Raw genomic sequence first — 21,241 nt, forward strand, 5'->3', positions numbered from 1 at the left:
TCGAGGGTGCCGTCGCTCTTTGCGGTGAGGGTTGCGATCGTGGTGGCCATGGTACTGTCTCCTTCGGTTGCTCGGGACCATTCCCGATGGCGCCCGAAGAAGGGGCCGAGCCGTAGGCGTCACCGGAGCGCCAGCGCAGGGGAACCCCTAGCGGGTTGACGCTGATGGCGGCCGGTCCCTTAGAAAGGCGGCATGGTGAACGGGAATAGTCCTGAACAGCGACCGTAAACGGAGACAGCAATCCATGGCTATCCGATTGCCGCCTCGTGCGGGAGCCCTGCCCCGGATGTCTACACGAGCTGGATGGGTCTTCCTTCCGCGTATCTGCGTCGGGCAGCAAGCCATCTCGCGCGCGACAGCCGGCTGCGATCAGTAAGATCGGTTCTCTCATCGCCAACTTCGGCAAGAGCTCTTCACCGGGTGTTGAAGAAACCGTCAGGCGGTAGCGTGCATCAAGAACATGAATCGATCCGCCACGACCGATTCAGGAAACTCGTTGGACGGCCAATTGGTGAGCGCGCATGATCCGATCATGGATACAACGGCTGACATTATGCTGCTCTATCGGATCGATCCGTCCCGAAATATGGCGCGTTTCTATCGTCTGGCGATCCAGCCGACGTTGCTCGGAGGCAGCTCTCTCGTGCGCAATTGGGGCCAGATCGGTACCGAAGGCCGGCCGATGGTGGAACTGTACGATACGCCCGAAGCGGCTGATACTGCCTTTGAGCGCGTGCTCGGCCGCAAGCTGCGTCGCGGCTATCGATATGACGGTGCAACATGCTTCGCCCAAGAAAATCTTCACCGCGAAAGGCGCGAAGACTGCTTCAGCAGATTTCGTAGAGCCGGCGACGCCGGCGGAATGGAGCCCCGGCCGGACGATATACGCCCAGTGGGCCCTGGAATTTCCTGAGAGTAAGCCAGGGCAGCCGCGGTGCCTTGGCGAACGTTAAGGGCGCGTTCGCAGGGTGGACCAAAGTGGACGTATTCCGACGCGAACCTAGGGTCGTACAATGTGAAATCTGCGGCTGGACGGTGCAGGATCTTTCGCCTATCGATTGCTCATGAAGTCGTCGCTCGATCATATGCCGCTTCGCAAGCAGCGAGAACTCGGCCGGGTTCTGGAAATCCTGCACGAGGAATTCGAGGACGCGTTGAAAGAGGGTACGGCCGACTTCAAGAAGCGCGGCAGGATCTTGAAGATCATCCTCTTCGGCTCCTACGCCAAGGGTGGATGGGTCGATGAACCCTTCACCATGAAGGGTTATCGCTCGGATTTCGATCTCTTGATCATCGTCAACAATCGCAAGCTCTGCGAGTTTGCCGAGTACTGGCACAAGGCGGCTGACCGGCTAATCCACGACAAGTCGATCGAAACGCCGGTGAGCTTCATCGTCCACTCCAGGCGGGAGGTGAACACCTATCTCAAGGAAGGGCAGTATTTCTTCTCCGACATCCGCAAGGAAGGTATCGTTCTCTACGAACTGGACGATGAGCAGCTTGCGGAACCCAAGCCACTTTCAATGGCGGATCGACTCCGTATTGCGAAAGAACATTATCAGGATCGGCTATCACTTTCGCGGTCTTTCCTAAAGATAGCGATATCTTGCGTTAGCGAAAAGGAACTCCGGGTTGCAGCATTCCAGCTCCATCAGGCGTTGGAACAAGCCTATTCCTGCGTCCTGCTAACCCTAACAAACTACGGCCCGCCTTCTCACAACATCAAATTCCTACGCTCCCTTGCCGAAGAACAGGATCGGCGATTGGCCGAAGCTTTTCCTCGCGATCAGCATCGTGAGCGCGCCTGGTTCAACACACTGAACGAGGCCTATGTGAAGGCGCGCTACTCCAAACATTACGAGATCAGTGAGGAGGCTCTTGGCTGGCTTGCAGAGAAAACCGCTTTGCTGCTTGAGCTGGTCAACACGGCGTGCGCCGAGCATCTGGAGACACTTGAGCGGATCAGTGGCAACGATGTCGAAACGTGAGTCGGCACTACGATTTCCCACGCTCGCCTTGGAGCCGGCTTTTCCCCTTCGGAGCCCTATCAGGGCTGAATAGTGGCGCGCACCGTGACCAAGCGAGGATTCTAATAAGCCTGGCTGAATTCATCCAACATGGCTGGTGTTTGGATCTTTGAAACGGTCGGAAGACCAGCCGAAGCCGGACAGGCAACGGGGCTAAGCTTATCACAGACCGGCGCAAGGTTATTGGAGTAGCACAAGTCTCCGACCGGCTTTAACCGCCCACCGGTTCCAGATCGACCAGTGCCTTGATCGGCAGGTGATCGGAGGCGATGCGCGCAAGCGGCGTATCATGCGCTTCCACCTGCGAGATAATCCCCTTGCGGTTGGCGATGATCCGGTCGAGCGCCAGAAGCGGCAGGCCGGCGGGGAAACTCGGGACAGCGGGCGGCAGCGGTCCGAAGGCGGATTGGAAGGTATTGAGCGAAGACCGGTCGCCGAGCCGCCATTCGTTGAGGTCGCCGAGCAGGATGGTCGGCATCTCGTGCCTGTCGTTGATGAGTTCGACCAGGGTGCGAGCCTGCTGGGCTCTGCTATGGCGCAGCAATCCGAAATGCGCGGCGATGATGCGCAGCACTCCGCCCTGCTCGAGCTCGATCTCGGCTACCAGCGCGCCGCGCGGCTCCAGTCCCGGCAGCTTGACCTGATGCACGTCATGCACCAGCCCCTTCTTGAAGAGCACGACATTGCCGTGCCAGCCGTGCGCCTTCGCCATGCCGGCGACCGGCACCGGGATCAGCCCCGTCTCCCGCTCCAACCGGCCGAGATCGAGAATGCCGGTGCGTTCGCCGAAGCGCGTATCAGCCTCCTGCAGCGCGATCACGTCGGCGCCGATTTCATGGATCACCCGGCTGGTGCGCTCCGGATCGAAGCGGCGGTCGGTGCCGATGCACTTATGCACGTTGTAGGAGGCGATGAGCGTTCCCGCACTGCGCGGCCTTGCCTCGGTATAGGCTGCGTCGAGCCGCTTTTTCCTGCTCCTGATCGAGGCGAGAATGGTGGCGGGAAGGCTGTCTTTTCTGGCGTGCATCGGCAGGCGCACTTGTTCCGTTGATCGAAAAGGCTTGTCTCAGCAGTATAGGCAGCCAAGTCGAACTTGCCACGTCCGATCACAAAAAATCCTTCAGAGATAGGGCGACCCTAGCCATAGCACCTTCTCTAGCAGCCGCACCGCGAAGGGTCGCGCCTGCAGCCCCTCAAGCGTCACCGGCGTTGCCGATCTCAAGGTTTCCTCGATATGCTCGTCGATCTCGCCGGCGAAGCCCTCGTTCAGCACTTCGAGATCGACCTCGAAATTCAGCCTCAGCGAACGCGGGTCGAGGTTGGAAGAGCCGACATAGGCCCAGGTGCCGTCGATCGTCAGCAGCTTCGAATGGCTGAAACTGCCGGTGGACCGCCAGATGCGGCAGTAGTTCTTGAGGATTTGATCGAATTGCCCCGTCATCGCCCGGTCGACCAGCACGAGGTTGTTGACCGCAGGCACGATGATATCGACTTCGACGCCGCGCCGCGCCGCTGTCACCAGCGCGCTGATGAGTTCGCGGTCCGGCAGGAAATAAGGCGACATGATGCGGATCGATTGGCGCGCCACGGAAAAGGCGCCCATCAGCATCTTGTGGTTGGTCTCGACGCTGCGGTCCGGGCCGGAGGCGACGACACGCATCAGGATGGGATCGCCGGGGCTGCGCTCTGGCGGTTCGATGTGCCAGGGCTCGTCGTTCAACAACTCCTGTGTGGAGAAGCGCCAGTCTTCGGCGGCGAGGTCGAAAAGGTCGGCAACGACAGGGCCGGTGACGCTGAAATGCGTGTCGTGGGCAAAGCTCTCGCCTGTTGCCTCCTCGCTGAAGCCCGCCCTGATGTTCATCCCGCCCGTCAGTGCAATTTTCCCGTCGACGATCAGGATCTTGCGGTGGGTGCGCAGATTGGCATAGGGCAGCCGCAAGCCCATGATGACGTTGCCGTTGAAGACGGCGACGGTGACGCCGCCTTCCCTGAGATGGCCGAGAATGCTCGGCACCGAATAACGCGCACCGACCGCGTCGATCAGCACCCGGACTTCCACACCCCGCCTGGCCGCCGCAATCAGCGCATCGGCGATGCGAAGACCGACAGCGTCACGGTCGAAAATATAGGTTTCGAGCAGAATGCTGCGTGTCGCCTCGTCGATGTTTGATTTCATCGCCGCATAGGCCTCGTCGCCGGTCTCCAGCACATCGATCGTATTGCCTGTCGTCAGCGGATTGCGCGTCACCCGGTCGCCCAGCGTCTGCAGCGCCGCAAAGCGGCGGCCGAACTGGCTGATCACCGTCTCGGCCTCGGCATCGAATGTCTCCAATTCGTCGAATTCGGCAGCAAGCAGCAGCGCGTCGCGCCGGACGCTCAGCGATTTGCGGCGAATGCGGTTGATGCCGGCAATTGCATAGAGCAGCGCACCGATGATCGGAGACAGAATGATGACGCCGACCCAGCCGATCGCCGCGCGCACCTCCTCCTTGGTCATGGCGGCATGGATCGCCGCCGCGGCCCCCATGGCGATCGAAACGACAAAGAGGATATGCGGCCAGTAGGTTGATAGGAGATAGAACATCGCAGGCGAATATAGCCGCGAAATGGCGACGTTCAATCACGCCGCCGCTCTCCCATGACGCGAAATTTCTTACCGTGATCATTTTGCCGGCCCGGGATCGATCGCGAAAAGTTCAGGAAGGGGCCTGCGATTTCGAAAGCGCGCGGCCCATTCCCGAACGGGAACAATGCCGGCACAGATGGATTGATCCCGAGGAGATGAGGATCGCCATCATGAACATCGCCGCAAGTGTCGGCCCTGCCTTGGCGCTCGAAGTCGCGGATGCCGCAAGCATTGCCGAACTCCGGCATCAGGCGGAAGGCTGCACCCGTTGTGATCTCTATAGGAATGCCACGCAAATCGTCTTCGGCGAAGGTTCTGTGAAAGCCGAGATCGTCCTCATCGGAGAGCAGCCGGGCGATCAGGAGGATCTGACCGGCAGGCCCTTCGTCGGTCCCGCCGGCCAACTGCTCGATCGCTGCCTGGAAGAGGCCGGTCTCGACCGGCAGCGCTGCTATGTCACCAATGCCGTCAAGCACTTCAAGTTCACGCCGCGCGGCAAACGGCGGCTGCATTCAAAACCGAATGCCGGCGAGATCAGGCGTTGCGCCTGGTGGCTCGGCGCCGAACTCAACATCCTGCAGCCGAAACTTATCGTGACGCTCGGCGCAAGCGCACTTTATGCGGTGCTCGGGCCAAAGGCGAAGCTGACGCCGCAGCGCGGCCATATCCTGCATCCGACAAACCGTCCACCCGTTCTGGTCACCATCCACCCCTCCTATCTCTTGCGCATCCGCGACGAGGCGGAGCGGCGCCGGCAGCGCCGGGATTTCGTGTCAGATCTGCACAAGGCGGGGGAGTTTCGGCCCCAATGAAAGGTCGATTCTCAACCCTAATATGCTGCAACGCGAAATATTCGCGGGTGCAGCGCGATTTCGCTTGAAAGAGTTCCCCTCCTCTGGAACCATCCAAGCAGTATCGCGTTCGAACGACGGCATCATGTGACTGGAGATCAGCGATGGCAGAAACTCGGGAAGAGTGGATCAAAAAACGTGCATACGCCCTCTGGGAAGAAGAGGGCTATCCGACAGGGCGAGATTCCATCCATTGGGAACAGGCACGACACGAGCGCGACAGGCTCGAAGGTTCTGCTGCGTCTTCCGACGGCAAGGAAGTCAAGCCCAAGACGAAGCGCAGCGTGACGGGCAGCAAGACGAACGGCGTCGTGACACCGGCACCGAAACGGACTGCGAGCCGCAAGACGGCGTCCTGAACACCGAAATACCGAGCAGTCGAGAAAAAAGGGCGTCGTTGCGACGCCCTTTGGTCCCCGTTTGTCATATGCCTGAATTAGTTGTGCTTTATGCAATTTCAGAGGTGGGCTTCCATGCGGGGGTGAACAGAGGCCGGATGACGCTGCAAGCTTTGAGGCTTCCAAAAAAAGTTGAACCTTCGCCCGATAACCGGGAACAAGAAGTTACGATGACAGTTTATGGCGGGACGGGGAAGTTGCCATGAACGACGGTCAAACCGAAATCCTCTTTTTAGCCAGCAACCGCGCTTCGACTGCGATCGTGTGAGGGATGGAGATGTCGCTCCTCGTCATCGCCGCGCTGCTCTACCTCGGTCTCGCGCTCGGGTTCATCCTTGTCGTCGATAACCTCGTCGGACTGGTTTTCCGCGATCCGCGCGCGCCGGTGCAGTTGGTCTCCGTCTATATCGGCCGTGCCTTCGCCGCATCGCAGAAACTCTATCGAAAATAACAGCCCGCAGGCGCCGTCCGTAGACGGCTAAAAGTGTTGAACGCCCTGGCGCATCGAGCTTTGCGCGTGCGAAAGGACGCACAAAGCTCTGGGTTAAGGATATTTCGACCGCGCCCTTTCCCTGCTATCGGAAGCCTCTATGTTGACGGTTTGGAAGGGCTGAACCCGAGGTGGCCAACACTCCGGCGCAGCGGACGACAAGGAAGCGATTTTGAATGGGAAGCGTCGGGAACGGCTGGCCGAGAGGCGGCGGCGAAATCGGCGAATTGTTACGGCATCCGGCTTTCCACGCCGTCGGTCTCGGTCCGGTCGAAAGCTGGCCCGCTTCCCTCAAACATATCGCCGAAATGGTGTTGAATTCCCGCCAGCCCAAATTCGTAGCCTGGGGTCCGGATCTCGCCTTTCTCTACAATGACGCCTACGTGCCTGTTTTCCCGCAGCGCCATCCCGACGCACTCGGAAGGCCTTTCCGCGAGGTCTGGGCGGATATTTGGGAACAGTTCTCGCCGATCGTCGCCAGCACGCTCGACGGCAGTTCGCAGCTGTTCAAAGAGCTGCTCATCCCGATGCGCCGCGACGGCCGCACCGAGGACACCTGGTTCACCTTCTCATACACGCCGCTGCGCGACGATGACGGCACAGTTGCCGGCATCCTCTGTGCGGCCCTTGATGTCACCGACCAGGTATCGGCCAAGCGCGGCGAAGAGACGGCGCTGGAAGAGCTGCGCGTGAAATCGGAGGCGCTTGCGGTCGTCAACCGGGCGGGAGCCGCCATCACCGCCGAGCCCAGTGTCGAACGCCTTACCCAGATTGTCGTCGATGCCGGCGTGACGCTGACCGGCGCGGAATTCGGCGCCTTCTTCTACAATGTCGACGATGGCGAGGGCGGCAGCTATATGCTCTATGCGCTATCCGGTGTCGATCGGAAGAACTTCGAGAAATTCCCGATGCCGCGCAACACCAAGGTCTTCGCGCCGACCTTCGACGGCGAAGGCATCGTGCGCTCCGACGACATCCTGCTCGACCCGCGCTACGGGCAGAATGCGCCACATACAGGCATGCCCAAGGGGCATCTGCCGGTCAGGAGCTATCTTGCCGTGCCGGTGAAATCACGCGACGGCAGCGTCATCGGCGGCTTGTTCTTCGGCCACGGCCAGCCCGGCCATTTTTCCCAAGCGGCCGAGTCGAGCCTCGTCAGCCTCGCCGGCCAATCAGCCGTCGCGATCGACAATATCCGGCTCTTCCGTGCTGCCAAAGTCGAAATCGACCAGCGCCGCGGCATGGAAGATCAGCTGCGGAAACTCAATGAAATGCTCGAGGTCCGCGTCGCGGCCGAGATTGCCGAGCGTCAGCAGGCCGAAGCAGCACTCCAGCAATCGCAGAAGATGGAATCGATCGGCAAGCTTACCGGCGGCGTCGCCCATGATTTCAACAATCTGCTGCAAGTGATCTCAGGCAACCTGCAGCTTCTCGGCAAGGACGTGGCAGAGAGCGGCCGGGCCAAGGAACGCATTTCCAACGCGCTTGCCGCCGTCGAACGCGGATCGCGGCTGGCAAGCCAACTGCTCGCCTTCGGCCGTCGCCAACCGTTGGAACCGAAGGTCGTCAATATCGGCCGTCTCGTCACCGGCATGGACGACATGCTGCGCCGCGCGCTCGGCGAGGAGATCGAAGTTGAGACCATGGTTTCCGGCGGTCTCTGGAACAGCTTTGCCGATCCCACCCAGATCGAGAACGCCCTGCTCAACCTTGCGATCAACTCCCGCGACGCGATGGATGGCGCCGGCAAGCTGACGATCGAGGTCGGCAACGCCTTCCTCGACGATTCCTACAGCCGCACCCATCCCGAAGTCACCGCCGGCCAATATGTCGTGCTGGCGGTCACCGATACCGGTTCCGGCATGATGCAGGAGGTAATAGAACAGGCATTCGAGCCCTTCTTCTCGACCAAGCCGGAAGGCAAGGGTACCGGTCTTGGCCTGTCGATGGTCTATGGCTTCGTCAAGCAGTCCGGCGGCCACGTGAAGATCTACAGCGAGATCGGCGAAGGCACGACCGTCAAGCTCTATCTGCCCCGCTCGTTCCAGAGCGAGGATCGCATCACCAATGTCGACAGTGTGCCGGCAACCGGGGGCACGGAAACCATCCTCGTCGCCGAGGATGACGAGGGTGTGCGCACGACTGTCATCGAGATGCTGACGGATCTCGGCTATCACGTGCTGAAGGCAAAGGATGCGCAAAGCGCGCTCACCGTTATCGAAAGCGGCGCCCATATCGACCTGCTCTTTACCGATGTCGTCATGCCCGGCCCATTGAGAAGCCCGGAGCTTGCGCGCATGGCGCGCGAGCGCCTGCCTGATATCGCCGTGCTCTACACATCGGGCTATACCGAAAATTCGATCGTCCATGGCGGCAGGCTCGATCCTGGTCTGGAACTGCTCTCCAAGCCCTATACGCGCGAGGAACTCGCCCGCAAGATCCGCCACGTGCTTGCCAGCCGGACGCAACGCCGCCAGGGGGTGAGCGATGCCGCAGCGCCCGTTCCCAAACCTCCCGATATCACCGGTGAAAAGTTGAAGCTGCTGCTTGTGGAAGACGACGCCTTCATCCGCATGGATACTGCCGAGATTCTCCAGGATCTCGGTTATGACGTCATCGAGGCTGATAGCGGCGAACGGGGCGTGGAAATCCTCGGACACACCATCGTCGACATCATCGTCGCCGATGTCAGCCTGCCCGGCATGTCGGGTCCGGTCTTTGCCGCCAAGGCGCGCGAGGCCTTTCCATCGGTCGGCCTGGTGTTTGCGACCGGCCACAGCAGCCTGCCGGATGCAAGCCGCCTGTCCGGCTCGGTGCTGCTGTCAAAACCGTTCAGCAGCACCGCGCTCGAACGGGCGGTAAAGACCGCCGTCCAGCAACGGCCTGTTGGCTAGAGCAATTCCAGCAAGAGTGCGCAGCGGTTTTGCGTCCGGAATTGCGTGGAAACAAGAGATAGAGCATTTCCGTGATTCGGAGAAAAACGGAAATGCGCTAGCCGTCGAACTCGGGATATTTGCGCATCAGATCCACCTCGCTGGTGCAGCTGTCGTCGCGCGCCGCCAGTTCGATCGAGATCGTGTCGGCAGGATCGAGCCGGCCATCATCGTGATGACTGTCATCATCGTGATGATTGCCATCATCGTGATAGACGGGAATGCGCGCACCGCTCTGGCTGACCAGCACGGCATCCCGCTCGAAACCCCTCTGCAGCAGCCAGTCGCGCGGCGCCATCAGGCGGATGCCAACCTCGTAGGAGTGCCCCTTCCCTTGCTTGAGGCTGACGGTATAGGTGACCGGCGACACCTGGCCGTTCACGTCGATCGCGCCGTTTCCATCGGCTTTGACGATGTGTTTTTCCATGTTCTCGGCTCCTTCTCATGTGCAGCGCATGCAGGCTTCTCCCCTTCGAAACCTGATAAAATCGGCTTTTGTTCCCGAATCCAGGGCTTGCCAGCCATGCCCGCGGCCGGAACTTTTGGGCGCCGTACCGGTTCAATCCCTTTGAAAACCAGAGGAGGCTGAGATGCCGAAAGGTGACAAATCCGACTATACCGACAAGCAGAAGCGCAAAGCCGAGCACATCGAGGAAAGCTATGAAGAGCGCGGCGTCTCCGTCAAGGACGGCCGAACGGCGTGCCTGGGCGACCGTCAACAAGGAAAGCGGCGGCGGCAATAAATCCGGTTCCGGCCGCGGCAAGAAGGACACGCATGAATCCTCCGAAAAGGGCGGCCGCATCGGCGGCGCGGCGTCCGCCGCACGCTCGAAAGAGGATCGGTCCACCTCTGCGAAGAAGGCCGCCGCGACGCGCAAGCGCAACGAACACCATACCCACCACTGATTGGAAATAGGACAGGCGGTGACTTGCCGCCCACCGCACCCGGCAAAAGGATTTTCGACATGGCCAAATCGCAGAAGAAATGGTCGCAGGACATTACCGAACACAGCGATGCGATGGACCTGAAGGAAGGCGTGTTCAAATCGGACGATCCGAAGAAGATTGCCCGTTCCGTCAAGCACTCCGCCGAAGAGAGCGCTCGCCGCAAGTCGAGCCCTTATCGCGCCGCCATGTCGATGCTGACCTTCTACATCAACCGCGCTGGCGACCAACTGACGAAAAAGCGACGCGGCACTCTTGAAAAAGCCAAGGACGAATTGCGAAAAGACTTCGGTCGTCAACCGAAGGATTGAGCAGCCATGGCATACGAGCTTTATTATTGGGACGGCATTCAAGGTCGCGGCGAATTCGTACGGTTGGCGCTGGAAGAAGCCGGCGCCGACTATATCGATATCACCCGCCAGCCCGGGCGTGGTACCAGCGCCATGATCGACGTCATGGAGAGTGAAAGCGAACCGCATTTTCCTTTTGCACCACCCTTCCTGAAGGACGGCGACCTCATCATCCCGCATGTCGCCAACATCCTGTTTTACCTCGGTCCGAAGCTCCGCCTTGCGCCTGAGGAATATGGTCTTCGCCATGTCGTGAACGGCCTGCAGTTGACCGTCACCGATTTCGTCGCCGAAGTGCACGATACGCACCATCCGATCGACACGTCGCTCTATTACGAGGACCAGAAGCCGGAGGCAAAAGCCCGCTCAGCCGCCTTCATCCGCGAACGCATTCCGAAATTCCTCGGCTATTTCGAGCGTGTGCTGCGGCAGAACCCGAAGGGTCGCAATCATATAGTCGGCGATGCGCTGACCTATGTCGACCTCTCGCTCTTCCAGGTGATCGAGGGGCTGACCTATGCCTTTCCGAAAGCCATGGCAAACCGCAAGGCGGAATATCCCGCGCTGCTGGCTCTGCATGATGCGGTGGCGAAACGTCCGAACATTGCCCGCTATCTCGCCTCCCCCCGCCGCCTCGCCTTCAACGAGGAAGGGATTTTCAGGCATTATCCTGAGCTGGACAGTGTGGGATGAGGCAAGAGCAATTCCAGGAAAAGTGCGAAGCGGTTTTCCCAGGCAAAGCGCGAAGCGGTTTTCCCAGGCAAAGCGCGAAGCGGTTTTGCCGGGAATTGCGTAAAGCAAAAGGATAGAGCCGTTCATTCCAGTGGCACGGCCGCATCAAAGAAATTTCCCCACGGGTCCTTCGGCCGGGTCTCCAGCCGATGCGGCACGTTGCCGAGTGTAAAAGCGGCCGGACCGCTGACCTCGTCCAAATCGGGCCAATCGAGCGGCATCGAAACCGGCGCACCCGGTCGTGCCCGCGTCGAATAGGCCGCGACCGCCGTGTTGCCGCGGCCGTTGCGGAGATAGTCGATGTAGATATGCCCGCCGCGTTTTGCCTTCGTCGCGGTTGCCAGATATTTCTCCGGCGCATCGGCCGACATGCTTTCGGCCAGCGAATGGGCGAAATCCTTCACCTCCGCCCAGCCGGCCTTCGGCGAAAGCGGTGTCACCACATGCAGCCCCTTGCCGCCTGATGTCTTGACGAAGGCCGCCAGGCCACGGGCTTCCAGCCGCGCCTTCAATTCAATCGCTGCTGTTATGACAGCGCTCCAGGCTACGTCCTCGCCAGGATCGAGGTCCATGGTGATCATATCGGGTTTTTCCCAATTGTCGGTCGTTACACCCCAGGGATGAATTTCGAGCACGGCCGATTGCACCAGCGCCACGAGACCGTTGAAATCGGCGATGCGCAGCAGCTTTTCGCCGTCCGCATCCTGCGGGTCGGCGATCTCCTCGATATGCGGATTCATGCCCTTCCAGGCATGTTTTTGGAAGAACCGCTGTTGGCTTTTTATCCCGTCCGGCAGACGCAGCAATGCCAACGGCCGATTGACGACATAAGGCACCATGAATGGCCAGACCGCCGCGTAATAATCCGCCAGCGCCTGCTTGGTCACGCCCTCATCCGGCCAATAGAGCCGGTCGGGATGGGTCAGCGATACATCTGCTGCCGGCGGATTTCTGGGGCTCATTCTTCGATCTCGCTTGTGAGGAAATCAAGTAGCCTGTTTTCCTCGGCCCGCAAGCCCCGCAGCGGCTCGTTGCCATTCTCGATCAGCGGATGATCGTTGCTGGCGAGCGCGATGATCGCGGGATGGATATAGCTCGAGCGCGAGATCGCAGGTGTGTTGTGCAGCGCCTCGGCGGCGGCTTCCGACATCTGCTTTACCGTCGGCCGGCCGCCGCCGACAATCGTCTCGCGCGCCGCTCCGAAGGCCGCCAGCGATCCGGCCCAGGTGCGGAAGGTCTTCGCCGAAATGGGAATCCCCGATATCTCGGCCAGATAGGCGTTCAACCGGCCGGAATCGATTGGCTTCAGCGCGCCGCTTTCATCCTTCCAGACGAAGAGCTGGCGGCCGGGCAGGTCCGCTATCTCCTCCAGGATCTTCTGCAGCCTGGGATGTTTGAGACTGCGCTGGACACGCTTGCCACCCTTGGCGCGGAATTTCAGCTCTATCTGCCCGTCGACGATCTTCAGGTGGCGCTTCAGCAGCGTCGTTGCACCATAGGTGCCGTTCTCCCTGACATAGGCCTGGTTGCCGACGCGCAAATGCGCCTCGTCAAGCAGGGTCGTCAAAGCCGCAAGCACGCCGTTAACATCCTCCGCGCCGGTGTCGAGATGGCGCAACACGGTGCGGCGTATCCGAGGCAGGGCTCGGCCGAACTCGATCAGCTGATGGAATTTTCCCGCACTTCGGAAGGATTGCCATTCCTTGTGGTAGCGGTATTGCTTGCGTCCGCGCGCATCGAAGCCTGTCGCCTGCAGATGGCCGTTCTCGTAGAGGCAGATCCAGACATTTTCATAGGCCGGCGGCAGACCGAGCGCGCCGATGCGCGCCCGCTGCAATTCGTCGGCAAGCGTCGTGCCGTCGGGCATCACGTAGCTGAAGCCCTTGCCCTTCCTTCGTCTGCGGATGCCTGGTTCAGTATCGCTGACATAGACGAGACCAAGGTCGGTGATGGCTTCGGCATTCATGGTCTCTTCTACTTGCTCCTGCGGCCGAACTGGAACCAGCGGCGGCGCTCGGCTTTTGTCGCGCCCTTCGGCGGCTCGGTCTGTCCCTTCGGTGCAAAGACCGCCACGCTCTGGGCATAGACGATGACCGGGTTCTCCGGCTCGTGCACCTCGAAGGCATCCGTCTCCGTCCCCGTGTCGAGAACCCTCGACCACTGCTTCAGCCCATTCACGACAGGCAGGTGCACCTCGCAATCGCCGCCGGCATTGAAGATGAGGAAGAGGTCGTCCATCGTCTCGGTGTCTGGGGCATTCACGCTCCTCGAGACATAGACCCCGAGCACCTGCAATCCGTCGTCGTTCCAGGCCCCATCGTCCATGAAACTGCCATCCGGCTTGTACCAGGCGATCTCGATGCGGCCGTCCTCGGCAGTCTCGCCGGTCAGGAACCGCTCTTGCCGCAGGACGGGATGGGCTTTGCGGAATGCGACGGCCTGCCGGCAGAAATCGAGGAAGGGGTCGTCGAGCCCCGACCAATCCGTCCAGCCGATCTCGTTATCCTGGCAATAGGCGTTGTTATTGCCGCCCTGGCTGTTGCCCACCTCGTCACCGGCAAGGATCATCGGAACGCCCTGGGAGAGCATCAGCGTCGCCATCATGTTGCGCCGCCGCCGTGCCCGAAGGCTGTTGATGTCCTCGTTATCCGTCACACCTTCGGCACCCATATTGTCCGAATGATTGTCCGAATGTCCGTCCCTGTTATCCTCGCCGTTCGCGTCATTGTGCTTGTCGTTGAAGGAAACCGTGTCCATCAGGGTGAAGCCGTCATGGGCCGACAGCAGATTGATCGATGAGGTCGCGCCGCGATCCGAGTGGTTGAACTGTACCGCCGAGCCGGTGATGCGCTGCGAGATCTCCGACACCATGCCGCCGTCGCCCTTCCAAAAGCGGCGCACGTCGTCGCGAAACTTGTCGTTCCACTCGCGGAAGGGATGGGGAAAACCGCCAACCTGATAGCCGCCATCGCCCACGTCCCAGGGCTCGGCGATCAGCTTGACACCGGCGAGGATCGGATCCTGGCGGATGGCGCCGAAGAACAGGCCCTGCCGGTCGAATTCCATATCCTGGCGGCCGAGCGTGCTGGCAAGGTCGAAACGAAAGCCGTCGATATGCATGACGCCGACCCAATAGCGCAGGCTGTCGAGCACCATACGCATCACCATAGGATTGGCGGCATTCAGCGTATTGCCGGTGCCCGTCGTATCGAAGGTGTGGCGTGGATCATCAGGGGAGAGGATGTAGTAGCTGGCATTGTCGAGCCCACGGAAGGAGAGCGTCGGGCCTTTCTCGCTGCCTTCGGCGGTGTGATTGTAGACCACGTCCATGATGACTTCGATGCCGGCGGCATGGAACTTCTTCACCATGGTCTTGATCTCGGTGATCTTGTCGCCGGACATGTAGCGCGATTGCGGCGCGAAGAAGCCGAGTGTCTGGTAGCCCCAATAATTGCGTAGGTTGTTTTCCAGGAGATAGCGATCGTCGAGGAAATATTGGATGGGCAGAAGCTCGATCGCCGAGATGCCGAGCTTGACGAGATGGTCGATGATCGGATCGCTGCACATGCCGAGAAAGGTGCCGCGCAGCCGGTCCGGCACCTTCGGATGCGTCATCGTCAGGCCGCGCACATGCGCCTCATAGATGATCGTATCCGGCCAGGGACGGCGGATCGCCTCTTCACCCGCCCAATCGAAATCCGGATCCTGCACCACGCCCTTGACCGTGAAGGGTGCGCTGTCGCGCTCGTCAAAGGAAAGATCGTCTTCGCCGATCTGATAACCGAACAGCGCGTCATCCCATGTCAGCTCGCCGGTGACCTGTTTGGCATAGGGGTCGAGCAGCAGCTTGTTCGCATTGAAGCGATGGCCGGCGTTGGGATCATAGGGACCATGGGCGCGATAGCCGTAGACGGTGCCTGGTCCGACGCCGGCGATATAGCCGGACCAGATATCGCCTTCGCGCTTCGGCAGCGGCAATCGCGCCACCTCCTTCTTGCCATCAGGCGAGAAGAGGCAGAGCTCCATCTGTTCTGCATGCGCTGAGAATACCGCGAAATGGGTGCCCGAACCCGTATATTCCGCCCCGAGCTCCGGCTTGAGGAAGTCGAGTTCCGAAAATGAATAGCTCATAATGCCCCGCTCGATAAAAAGACCATGCGGGAAACGTAACGGCGGCTCGAAAGTTCCCTTGGCTCGCAAGGGAAGATCTCTTGAGGAGGCGGAGATTAAGGCATCAACTGTCCGCCATTGACCTCGATAATCTGGCCGGTGATGTAACCCGACAGCGTCGGCGAGGCGAGGAAGAGATAGGCCCCGACGCAATCCTCCGATGTGCCGACGAAGCCCATCGGGATCGATTTGCGCTGCAGCTCCATCTGCTCGTCATTGGTATAACGCTCGTGGAAGGGTGTCGCGATAACGCCCGGCGCCACCGCGTTGACGCGGATCCTGTCGGTGACAAATTCCTTGGCATGACCGCGGGTGATCGTCGAGACGAAGCCCTTGGACGCCGCATAAAGGATCGCACCATTGCCGCCGCCATTGCGCGCGGCGATCGAGGTGGTGTTGATGATGAAGCCGCCCTGCTTCTTCAGCCAGGGATGCGCCGCACGCGTGGCCGCCAGCACCGAGCGGGCGTTGAGGTCCATGACCGCGGCATAATGCGCGTCGGTATATTCCGAAGTCGGCTTGCGCCCCAGCATGCCGCCGGCATTGTTGATGAGGCCGTCGAGATGACCGAAGGTCTTCGCCGTCTCCTCGACGACACGCTCGGTCTCGCCTTCCCTCGACACGTCGCCCTGGATCAGATGCACCGTGCCGCCGGCAGCCCGGATCTCGTCTGCAAGCTTCTCCGCCGGTTCGCGGCTGGCATTGTAATGCACACCAACCTTGGCGCCTTGCGCGGCAAAGGCGCGGGCGAGTGCCGCACCGATCCCGGTCGAGGCGCCGGTGATCAGCACGGCCTTGCCGGACAGGTCCGGCAGCTTGATGGATGCGAGCGATTGCGCAAGTTCGACCATGGCGACGATAGCCTCCCGAAAAACCAAGGACATAGGTGATGAAACGAATAGGAGAAGTATCTAGGGGAAATCGACGAAGGGCAATGCACGAAAGAGCGAGATTGCATCGTCATAGAAGCGCTACGCGGTCTTCATACAAGCGGCCATCGTCACCGACGGCCGCCTGAGATTGCGTGCGAGCACCAAAAGGGGTCTCCTTACGGAGCCACGCCGAAGGCCGGCTGTGGTTTTTGGCCGGCAAGAGGCGGGAATGCCAGCGCTATTGCCGCAGCCCCCAACCCGACCATTGCGGAGCCAATGAACAGCCAGGAATAATTGCCGAAAGTGTCGAATATCCAGCCGCCGATCAGAGGGCCGAAGGCCATGCCGAGGCTGGAGAGCATCGTTGCCGCACCGAAGACGGTGCCGATGATGCGCGGCCCGAAATATTCCCGCGCCAGCACGGCATAGAGCGGCATCACACCGCCATAGGCGCTGCCGAATACGATGGCGAGCGCATAGAATTCGCCGAGTTGGCTGACCAAGAGATAGGTGGCAAGTGCTGCCGCCTGCACCAGCAGGCCGGCGACCAGCACCGGCTTCACCCCGATCCTGTCGGCAAGGCTGCCATAGAGCAGCCGGCCGCCCAGTCCCGCCAGGCCCTCGACGCTGTAGATGCTGACGGCCGCCATAGGTGCTACGCCGCAGATCGTCGCATAGTTGACCATGTGGAAGATTGGCCCGGAATGCGCTGCGCAGCAGGCTGAGAAGGTCAGGCCAAGCACGATGAATTGCGGCGATCGAAATACTTTCGACAGCTGCGGCCGGGCGCCGTCGGCTGCGAACTCGGTTCCGGTATCGGCGGTCTCGGCAGGCGGGCGCCTGACAAGAAGCGCGGCCGGCACCAGCAGCACCCAGGCCGCGACGCCGATGATCAGCATGGCCGGCCGCCATTCATAGGCCGAGATCAGCCAGCGCGCGAAGGGTGAGATCGTCATCGGCGCGACGCCCATGCCGGCGGAGACGAGCGACACCGCAAACCCGCGGTTTTCGTCGAACCAGGCGGTCGTCGCCGCGATCATCGGCGCAAAAAACGTGCTGGCGGCCAATCCGACGAGGATGCCGTAGGTCAGCTGGAACTGCAGCAGCGTCTCGGCGCGGCTCGCAAGGACCAGCGCCAGGCCGAGCAGCACCGACCCGATCAGCACGACGACGCGGGGGCCGAAGCGATCGCTTGCCGCACCCCAGAAGAATCCGCCGAAGCCCATGACGATGAAGTTCAGCGTCATCGCGCTCGCGATGCCGACATGCGACCAGCCGGTCGCCGTTGCAATCGGCTCCTGGAAAATCGCCAGCGAGAACATCGCGCCGAGCGCAACGCATGTCATCAGAGCGCCCACAGCGACGATGACCCAACGATAGGAAACACTCATGGCTTCATAACCTCCATGCCGACAGAGTGATCGCGACGCATGCGGCAAGCCTGCCACATTTCGCGCCTGCAATCCAAAGACGTTTGAACCGCTGCAAATTCGACAGCGCACTCACATCTTTTTTCGTCGCACTTAGAGGGTACGAAACATCACCAATGCGTCGACATAGCCCTGCGTCGGATGAAGGAACACGCCAGGGAGCCGGCCGACGATCTCGAAGCCGAGAGACTGCCACAGCGCCACCGCACGCTCATTGCTGCTGACGACGAAATTGAACTGCATCGCCCGAAAGCCCCGCAAGCGGGCATGCTCCAGGGAATGCTCGTGCATCAGGCGAGCGACGCCACGGCCGCTGGCGGCAGCGTCGGTCATGTAGCCGCAGTTGCAGACATGCCGGCCGCCGCCTGCCTGATTGGCCTTGATGTAATAGGTGCCGAGGATCACGCCATCCTCTTCGGCGACGAAGGTCTCGCGGTCCGGTCCCATCCAGTAGGCGAGCGCATCGGTCTCAGTCAGATCGCGATCGAGCGCATAGGTTTCGCCGGCGCGGATCGTCGGACCGATGATCCTCCAGATGGCGCTTTGATCGTCCTTGTCTGCGGGCCGGATCAACATGACTGGTTTCTATCGAAGGCTGATATCACGCGCAACGGGTCGAGCGCCTAGCGAACGCCGGAAGCACAGCGTTTTCAGCCGAACTCAAACCCTTTCGAGGGCGATCGCGATCCCCTGCCCGACGCCGATGCACATGGTCGACAGCGAGTATTTTCCGCCGGTCTCCAGAAGTTCGAGTGCCGCCGTGCCTGTGATGCGTGCGCCTGACATGCCAAGTGGATGGCCGAGCGCGATCGCGCCGCCATTGCGGTTCACCCGCGCGTCGTCATCGGCAATCCCGAGTGCGCGCAGCACCGCCAGCCCCTGGCTGGCGAAGGCCTCGTTGAGTTCGATCACATCGAACTGCTCCGCGGTCATGCCGAGCCGTGCCATCAGCTTGCGCGAGGCCGGGATCGGCCCGATACCCATCACCCTTGGCGGAACGGCGGCAGCCGCGCCACCGAGGATACGGGCGATCGGTGTCAGGCCATATTTTCGCGCCGCCGCTTCGGAAGCGACGATCAGCGCCGCTGCCCCGTCATTGACGCCGGAGGCATTGCCAGCCGTCACCGTGCCGCCTTCCTTCTTGAAAGGCGTGGCGAGTTTCGCCAGCGTTTCGATCGTCGTCACGCGCGGATGCTCGTCCTTGTCGACGACAACAGGATCGCCCTTGCGCTGCGGGATGGTCACCGGGGTGATCTCCTTCGCCAGCCGGCCGTTTGCCTGGGCGGCAGCCGCCTTCGCCTGGCTTCGCACCGCAAACGCATCCTGATCCTCGCGGCTGACATGATAGTCCGCGGCGACGTTCTCACCGGTCTCCGGCATCGAATCGACACCGTACTGCTTCTTCATCAGCGGGTTGACGAAGCGCCAGCCGATCGTGGTGTCGTGGATTTCGGCGGCCCGTGAAAAGGCCGTCTCGGCCTTCGGCATGACGAAGGGCGCGCGTGACATGCTCTCGACGCCGCCAGCGATCATCAGTTCGGCCTCGCCGGAGCGGATGGCGCGCGCCGCCGTGATCACCGCATCCATGCCGGAGCCGCAGAGCCGATTGATCGTCGTGCCGGGTACCGCGATCGGCAGGCCGGCGAGCAGCGCCGACATGCGCGCGACATTGCGGTTGTCTTCACCCGCCTGGTTGGCGCAGCCGAAGATGACGTCGTCGACGGCCTCCCAATCGACGGCGCTGTTGCGTTCCATCAATGCCTTCAGCGGGATCGCACCGAGGTCGTCGGCCCGCACCTGGGACAGCGAGCCGGCGAAGCGGCCGATCGGCGTTCTGACATAGTCGCAGATAAAGGCTTCGGTCATGGCTTTTCCTCAGAGTTGCGGGACGACGAGGTCGCCAACCGGGCCCTCGACATACAGTGGCGCACCGGTCATGGCCTGCAATTCCTCTTGCGACATAGCGGCCAGCTTCTCGCGCAGAACGAAGCGTTCCTTCACGATGTCGATGACGGCATGGCTGGTATAGATGCGGGTGATGCAGCCAACGCCGGTCAGCGGGAAGGTGCATTTCTCCACCAGCTTCGGCTCGCCTGTCTTGGTGACGTGTTCGGTGATGACGCAGACCTGCTTGGCACCATGCACGAGGTCCATGGCGCCGCCAACGGCCGGCACGCCTTTGCTGCCCACCCGCCAGTTGGCGAGATCGCCATTCTGGGCGACCTGATAGGCGCCGAGGATCGCAACGTCGAGATGGCCGCCGCGCACCATGGCGAAGCTATCGGCGTGATGGAAGAAGGCGGCACCCGGCTTCAGCGTCACCGCCTTCTTGCCGGCGTTGATCAGGTCCCAGTCTTCCTCACCTGCGGCCGGCGGCTCGCCGAAATTCAGGATGCCGTTTTCCGTGTGAAAAATCGCCTGACGGCCGGGCGGCTGATAGCGGGCGACCATTTCGGGAAAGCCGATGCCGAGGTTCACATAGGCGCCATCGGCGATATCCTGCGCGGCGCGCCAGGCGATCTGCGCATTGGAAAGTTTGATGTCCTCACGAGTGTCGATGGTCATACGTAGGCCACTCCGGCTCGAATGAGCTCTTCTTCCTGCTGGGGATTGGGAACAGTGACGACGCGGTCGACGAAGATGCCTGGTGTCACCACATGCTCGGGATCGATGCCGCCGGCCGGAACGATAGATGAGACCTGGACGATGGTCTTCGCCGCGGCCATGCACATCAGCGGATTGAAGTTGCGGCCGGCCTTGTTGTAGGTGAGATTGCCCTGGATATCGCCGATCTCGGCCTTCACGATCGCGAAGTCGGCCTTCAGCCAGCGCTCCTGCACGTAATGGCGGCCATCGAATTCGGCGATGACCTTACCGTCGGCCAGTTCGGTGCCGTAGGCGGTCGGCGTATAGAAAGCCGGGATGCCGGCCCCGCCGGCGCGGATGCGCTCGGCAAGCGTTCCCTGCGGCACCAGCTCGAGCTCGATTTCGCCGGCCACATATCTATCCGTAAAGGCGCGCGGATCCGACGAACGCGGGAAAGAGCAGATCATCTTCCGCACCATGCCGGCATCGATCATCGCCGCGATACCGATGCGCCCGTTGCCGGCATTGTTGTTGATCACGGTGAGGCCCTTGGAGCCCTTGTCGATCAAGGCATGAATAAGCTCGATCGGCGCGCCCGAGCCCCCAAAACCACCGATCATGACGGTCGCGCCATCTCCGATCTCAGAGACGGCTTCCGCCGTGCTCCCGACTGTCTTGTCCATGCGGGATCTCTCCTTGGCTATGCGATCGGGAACTGGTTCCCGTCCTTTGAGCGTCAGGGATAAAGCGCGGCGGGCCGGACGGCAAGAAATTTGTGCGATATTTGACATTTGTTCATATATCGCACAACATGAATGAATCCATTGGAGA

Annotated in this window: 20 protein-coding genes and 1 pseudogene; 9 read left to right on the forward strand and 12 right to left on the reverse strand. The window is 61.1% G+C overall.

Translation table 11 applies throughout. The annotated features are described in order from the left end of the window. Positions 1-496: 496 nt before the first annotated feature. Together AC1D2N_RS33800 and AC1D2N_RS33805 are read left to right on the forward strand one after the other, a co-directional pair. A complete protein-coding gene (locus tag AC1D2N_RS33800; RefSeq protein ID WP_018246443.1) occupies positions 497-913 on the forward strand; it encodes a WGR domain-containing protein in 417 nt (138 codons plus the stop codon). Positions 914-1,064: 151 nt separating this feature from the next. Further along, positions 1,065-1,988 carry a nucleotidyltransferase and HEPN domain-containing protein gene (locus tag AC1D2N_RS33805; RefSeq protein ID WP_026188766.1) on the forward strand — a complete coding sequence of 308 codons (924 nt, stop codon included), beginning with the start codon at positions 1,065-1,067 and terminating at the stop codon, positions 1,986-1,988. A gap of 250 nt (positions 1,989-2,238) precedes the next feature. Here the strand turns inward: AC1D2N_RS33805 and AC1D2N_RS33810 are convergent, their stop codons facing one another. After that, the gene (locus AC1D2N_RS33810) at positions 2,239-3,054 is read right to left on the reverse strand and encodes an endonuclease/exonuclease/phosphatase family protein (RefSeq protein WP_026188765.1); all 816 of its coding nucleotides are present in this window, start codon (positions 3,052-3,054) and stop codon (positions 2,239-2,241) included. Positions 3,055-3,147: 93 nt separating this feature from the next. After that, on the reverse strand, positions 3,148-4,611 hold the full coding sequence (locus tag AC1D2N_RS33815) for a phospholipase D-like domain-containing protein (protein ID WP_026188764.1): 1,464 nt from the start codon (positions 4,609-4,611) through the stop codon (positions 3,148-3,150). A 212-nt stretch (positions 4,612-4,823) separates the two neighbouring features. On the opposite strand from AC1D2N_RS33815, the gene AC1D2N_RS33820 reads away from it, so the two are divergent. The 4 genes from AC1D2N_RS33820 (at position 4,824) to AC1D2N_RS33835 (ending at position 9,286) form a co-directional block, all read left to right on the forward strand. Beyond that, a complete protein-coding gene (locus AC1D2N_RS33820; RefSeq protein WP_020493448.1) occupies positions 4,824-5,465 on the forward strand; it encodes a UdgX family uracil-DNA binding protein in 642 nt (213 codons plus the stop codon). A gap of 143 nt (positions 5,466-5,608) precedes the next feature. Then, positions 5,609-5,863 (forward strand): DUF2934 domain-containing protein, encoded by a 255-nt coding sequence (locus AC1D2N_RS33825; protein WP_026188763.1) that lies wholly within the window; start codon positions 5,609-5,611, stop codon positions 5,861-5,863. Between the two features lie 316 nt (positions 5,864-6,179). Continuing rightward, positions 6,180-6,353 (forward strand): hypothetical protein, encoded by a 174-nt coding sequence (locus AC1D2N_RS33830; RefSeq protein WP_003548963.1) that lies wholly within the window; start codon positions 6,180-6,182, stop codon positions 6,351-6,353. A gap of 215 nt (positions 6,354-6,568) precedes the next feature. Continuing rightward, positions 6,569-9,286 carry a hybrid sensor histidine kinase/response regulator gene (locus AC1D2N_RS33835; protein ID WP_018246439.1) on the forward strand — a complete coding sequence of 906 codons (2,718 nt, stop codon included), beginning with the start codon at positions 6,569-6,571 and terminating at the stop codon, positions 9,284-9,286. Between the two features lie 97 nt (positions 9,287-9,383). On the opposite strand, the gene AC1D2N_RS33840 is transcribed toward AC1D2N_RS33835, so the two are convergent. Next, entirely contained in the window at positions 9,384-9,752 is a 369-nt protein-coding gene (locus AC1D2N_RS33840; RefSeq protein WP_018246438.1) for a hypothetical protein, read from the reverse strand. Positions 9,753-9,915: 163 nt separating this feature from the next. Between AC1D2N_RS33840 and AC1D2N_RS33845 the strand changes: the two are divergent. The 3 genes and pseudogenes from AC1D2N_RS33845 to AC1D2N_RS33855 all read left to right on the forward strand — a co-directional run bounded on the left by AC1D2N_RS33845 (position 9,916) and on the right by AC1D2N_RS33855 (position 11,313). Next, a pseudogene (locus tag AC1D2N_RS33845) lies at positions 9,916-10,231 on the forward strand (plasmid stabilization protein). Between the two features lie 59 nt (positions 10,232-10,290). Next, positions 10,291-10,581: a DUF3175 domain-containing protein gene (locus AC1D2N_RS33850; RefSeq protein ID WP_130653652.1), complete on the forward strand. Its 291-nt coding sequence runs from the start codon at positions 10,291-10,293 to the stop codon at positions 10,579-10,581. Positions 10,582-10,587: 6 nt separating this feature from the next. Then, positions 10,588-11,313, forward strand: a complete 726-nt coding sequence (locus tag AC1D2N_RS33855) for a glutathione S-transferase (RefSeq protein WP_130653653.1) — start codon at positions 10,588-10,590, stop codon at positions 11,311-11,313. Positions 11,314-11,435: 122 nt separating this feature from the next. Here AC1D2N_RS33855 and ligD read toward each other — a convergent pair whose 3' ends face one another. The 9 genes from ligD to AC1D2N_RS33900 all read right to left on the reverse strand — a co-directional run bounded on the left by ligD (position 11,436) and on the right by AC1D2N_RS33900 (position 21,093). Further along, a complete protein-coding gene (gene ligD, locus AC1D2N_RS33860; protein WP_018246434.1) occupies positions 11,436-12,314 on the reverse strand; it encodes a non-homologous end-joining DNA ligase in 879 nt (292 codons plus the stop codon). Continuing rightward, on the reverse strand, positions 12,311-13,318 hold the full coding sequence (locus AC1D2N_RS33865; protein ID WP_018246433.1) for a DNA topoisomerase IB: 1,008 nt from the start codon (positions 13,316-13,318) through the stop codon (positions 12,311-12,313). The genes ligD and AC1D2N_RS33865 overlap by 4 nt, the downstream gene beginning before the upstream one ends. A gap of 8 nt (positions 13,319-13,326) precedes the next feature. After that, a complete protein-coding gene (gene glgX / locus AC1D2N_RS33870; RefSeq protein ID WP_130653654.1) occupies positions 13,327-15,483 on the reverse strand; it encodes a glycogen debranching protein GlgX in 2,157 nt (718 codons plus the stop codon). Positions 15,484-15,578: 95 nt separating this feature from the next. Beyond that, a complete protein-coding gene (locus AC1D2N_RS33875; protein WP_027687878.1) occupies positions 15,579-16,373 on the reverse strand; it encodes an SDR family NAD(P)-dependent oxidoreductase in 795 nt (264 codons plus the stop codon). Between the two features lie 197 nt (positions 16,374-16,570). Beyond that, positions 16,571-17,785, reverse strand: coding sequence for an MFS transporter (locus tag AC1D2N_RS33880; protein WP_130653655.1), 1,215 nt, complete (start codon positions 17,783-17,785; stop codon positions 16,571-16,573). A gap of 132 nt (positions 17,786-17,917) precedes the next feature. Continuing rightward, entirely contained in the window at positions 17,918-18,400 is a 483-nt protein-coding gene (locus tag AC1D2N_RS33885) for a GNAT family N-acetyltransferase (protein ID WP_113543798.1), read from the reverse strand. Between the two features lie 84 nt (positions 18,401-18,484). Then, on the reverse strand, positions 18,485-19,690 hold the full coding sequence (gene pcaF, locus AC1D2N_RS33890; protein ID WP_113543797.1) for a 3-oxoadipyl-CoA thiolase: 1,206 nt from the start codon (positions 19,688-19,690) through the stop codon (positions 18,485-18,487). Positions 19,691-19,699: 9 nt separating this feature from the next. Then, complete coding sequence (locus AC1D2N_RS33895) at positions 19,700-20,389, reverse strand: CoA transferase subunit B (protein WP_130653656.1); 690 nt, start codon at positions 20,387-20,389, stop codon at positions 19,700-19,702. After that, positions 20,386-21,093: a 3-oxoacid CoA-transferase subunit A gene (locus tag AC1D2N_RS33900; protein ID WP_130653657.1), complete on the reverse strand. Its 708-nt coding sequence runs from the start codon at positions 21,091-21,093 to the stop codon at positions 20,386-20,388. Before AC1D2N_RS33900 ends, AC1D2N_RS33895 begins: the two co-directional genes overlap by 4 nt. Positions 21,094-21,241: the final 148 nt, after the last annotated feature.

Source organism: Rhizobium sp. P1_B8, from assembly GCF_056406515.1.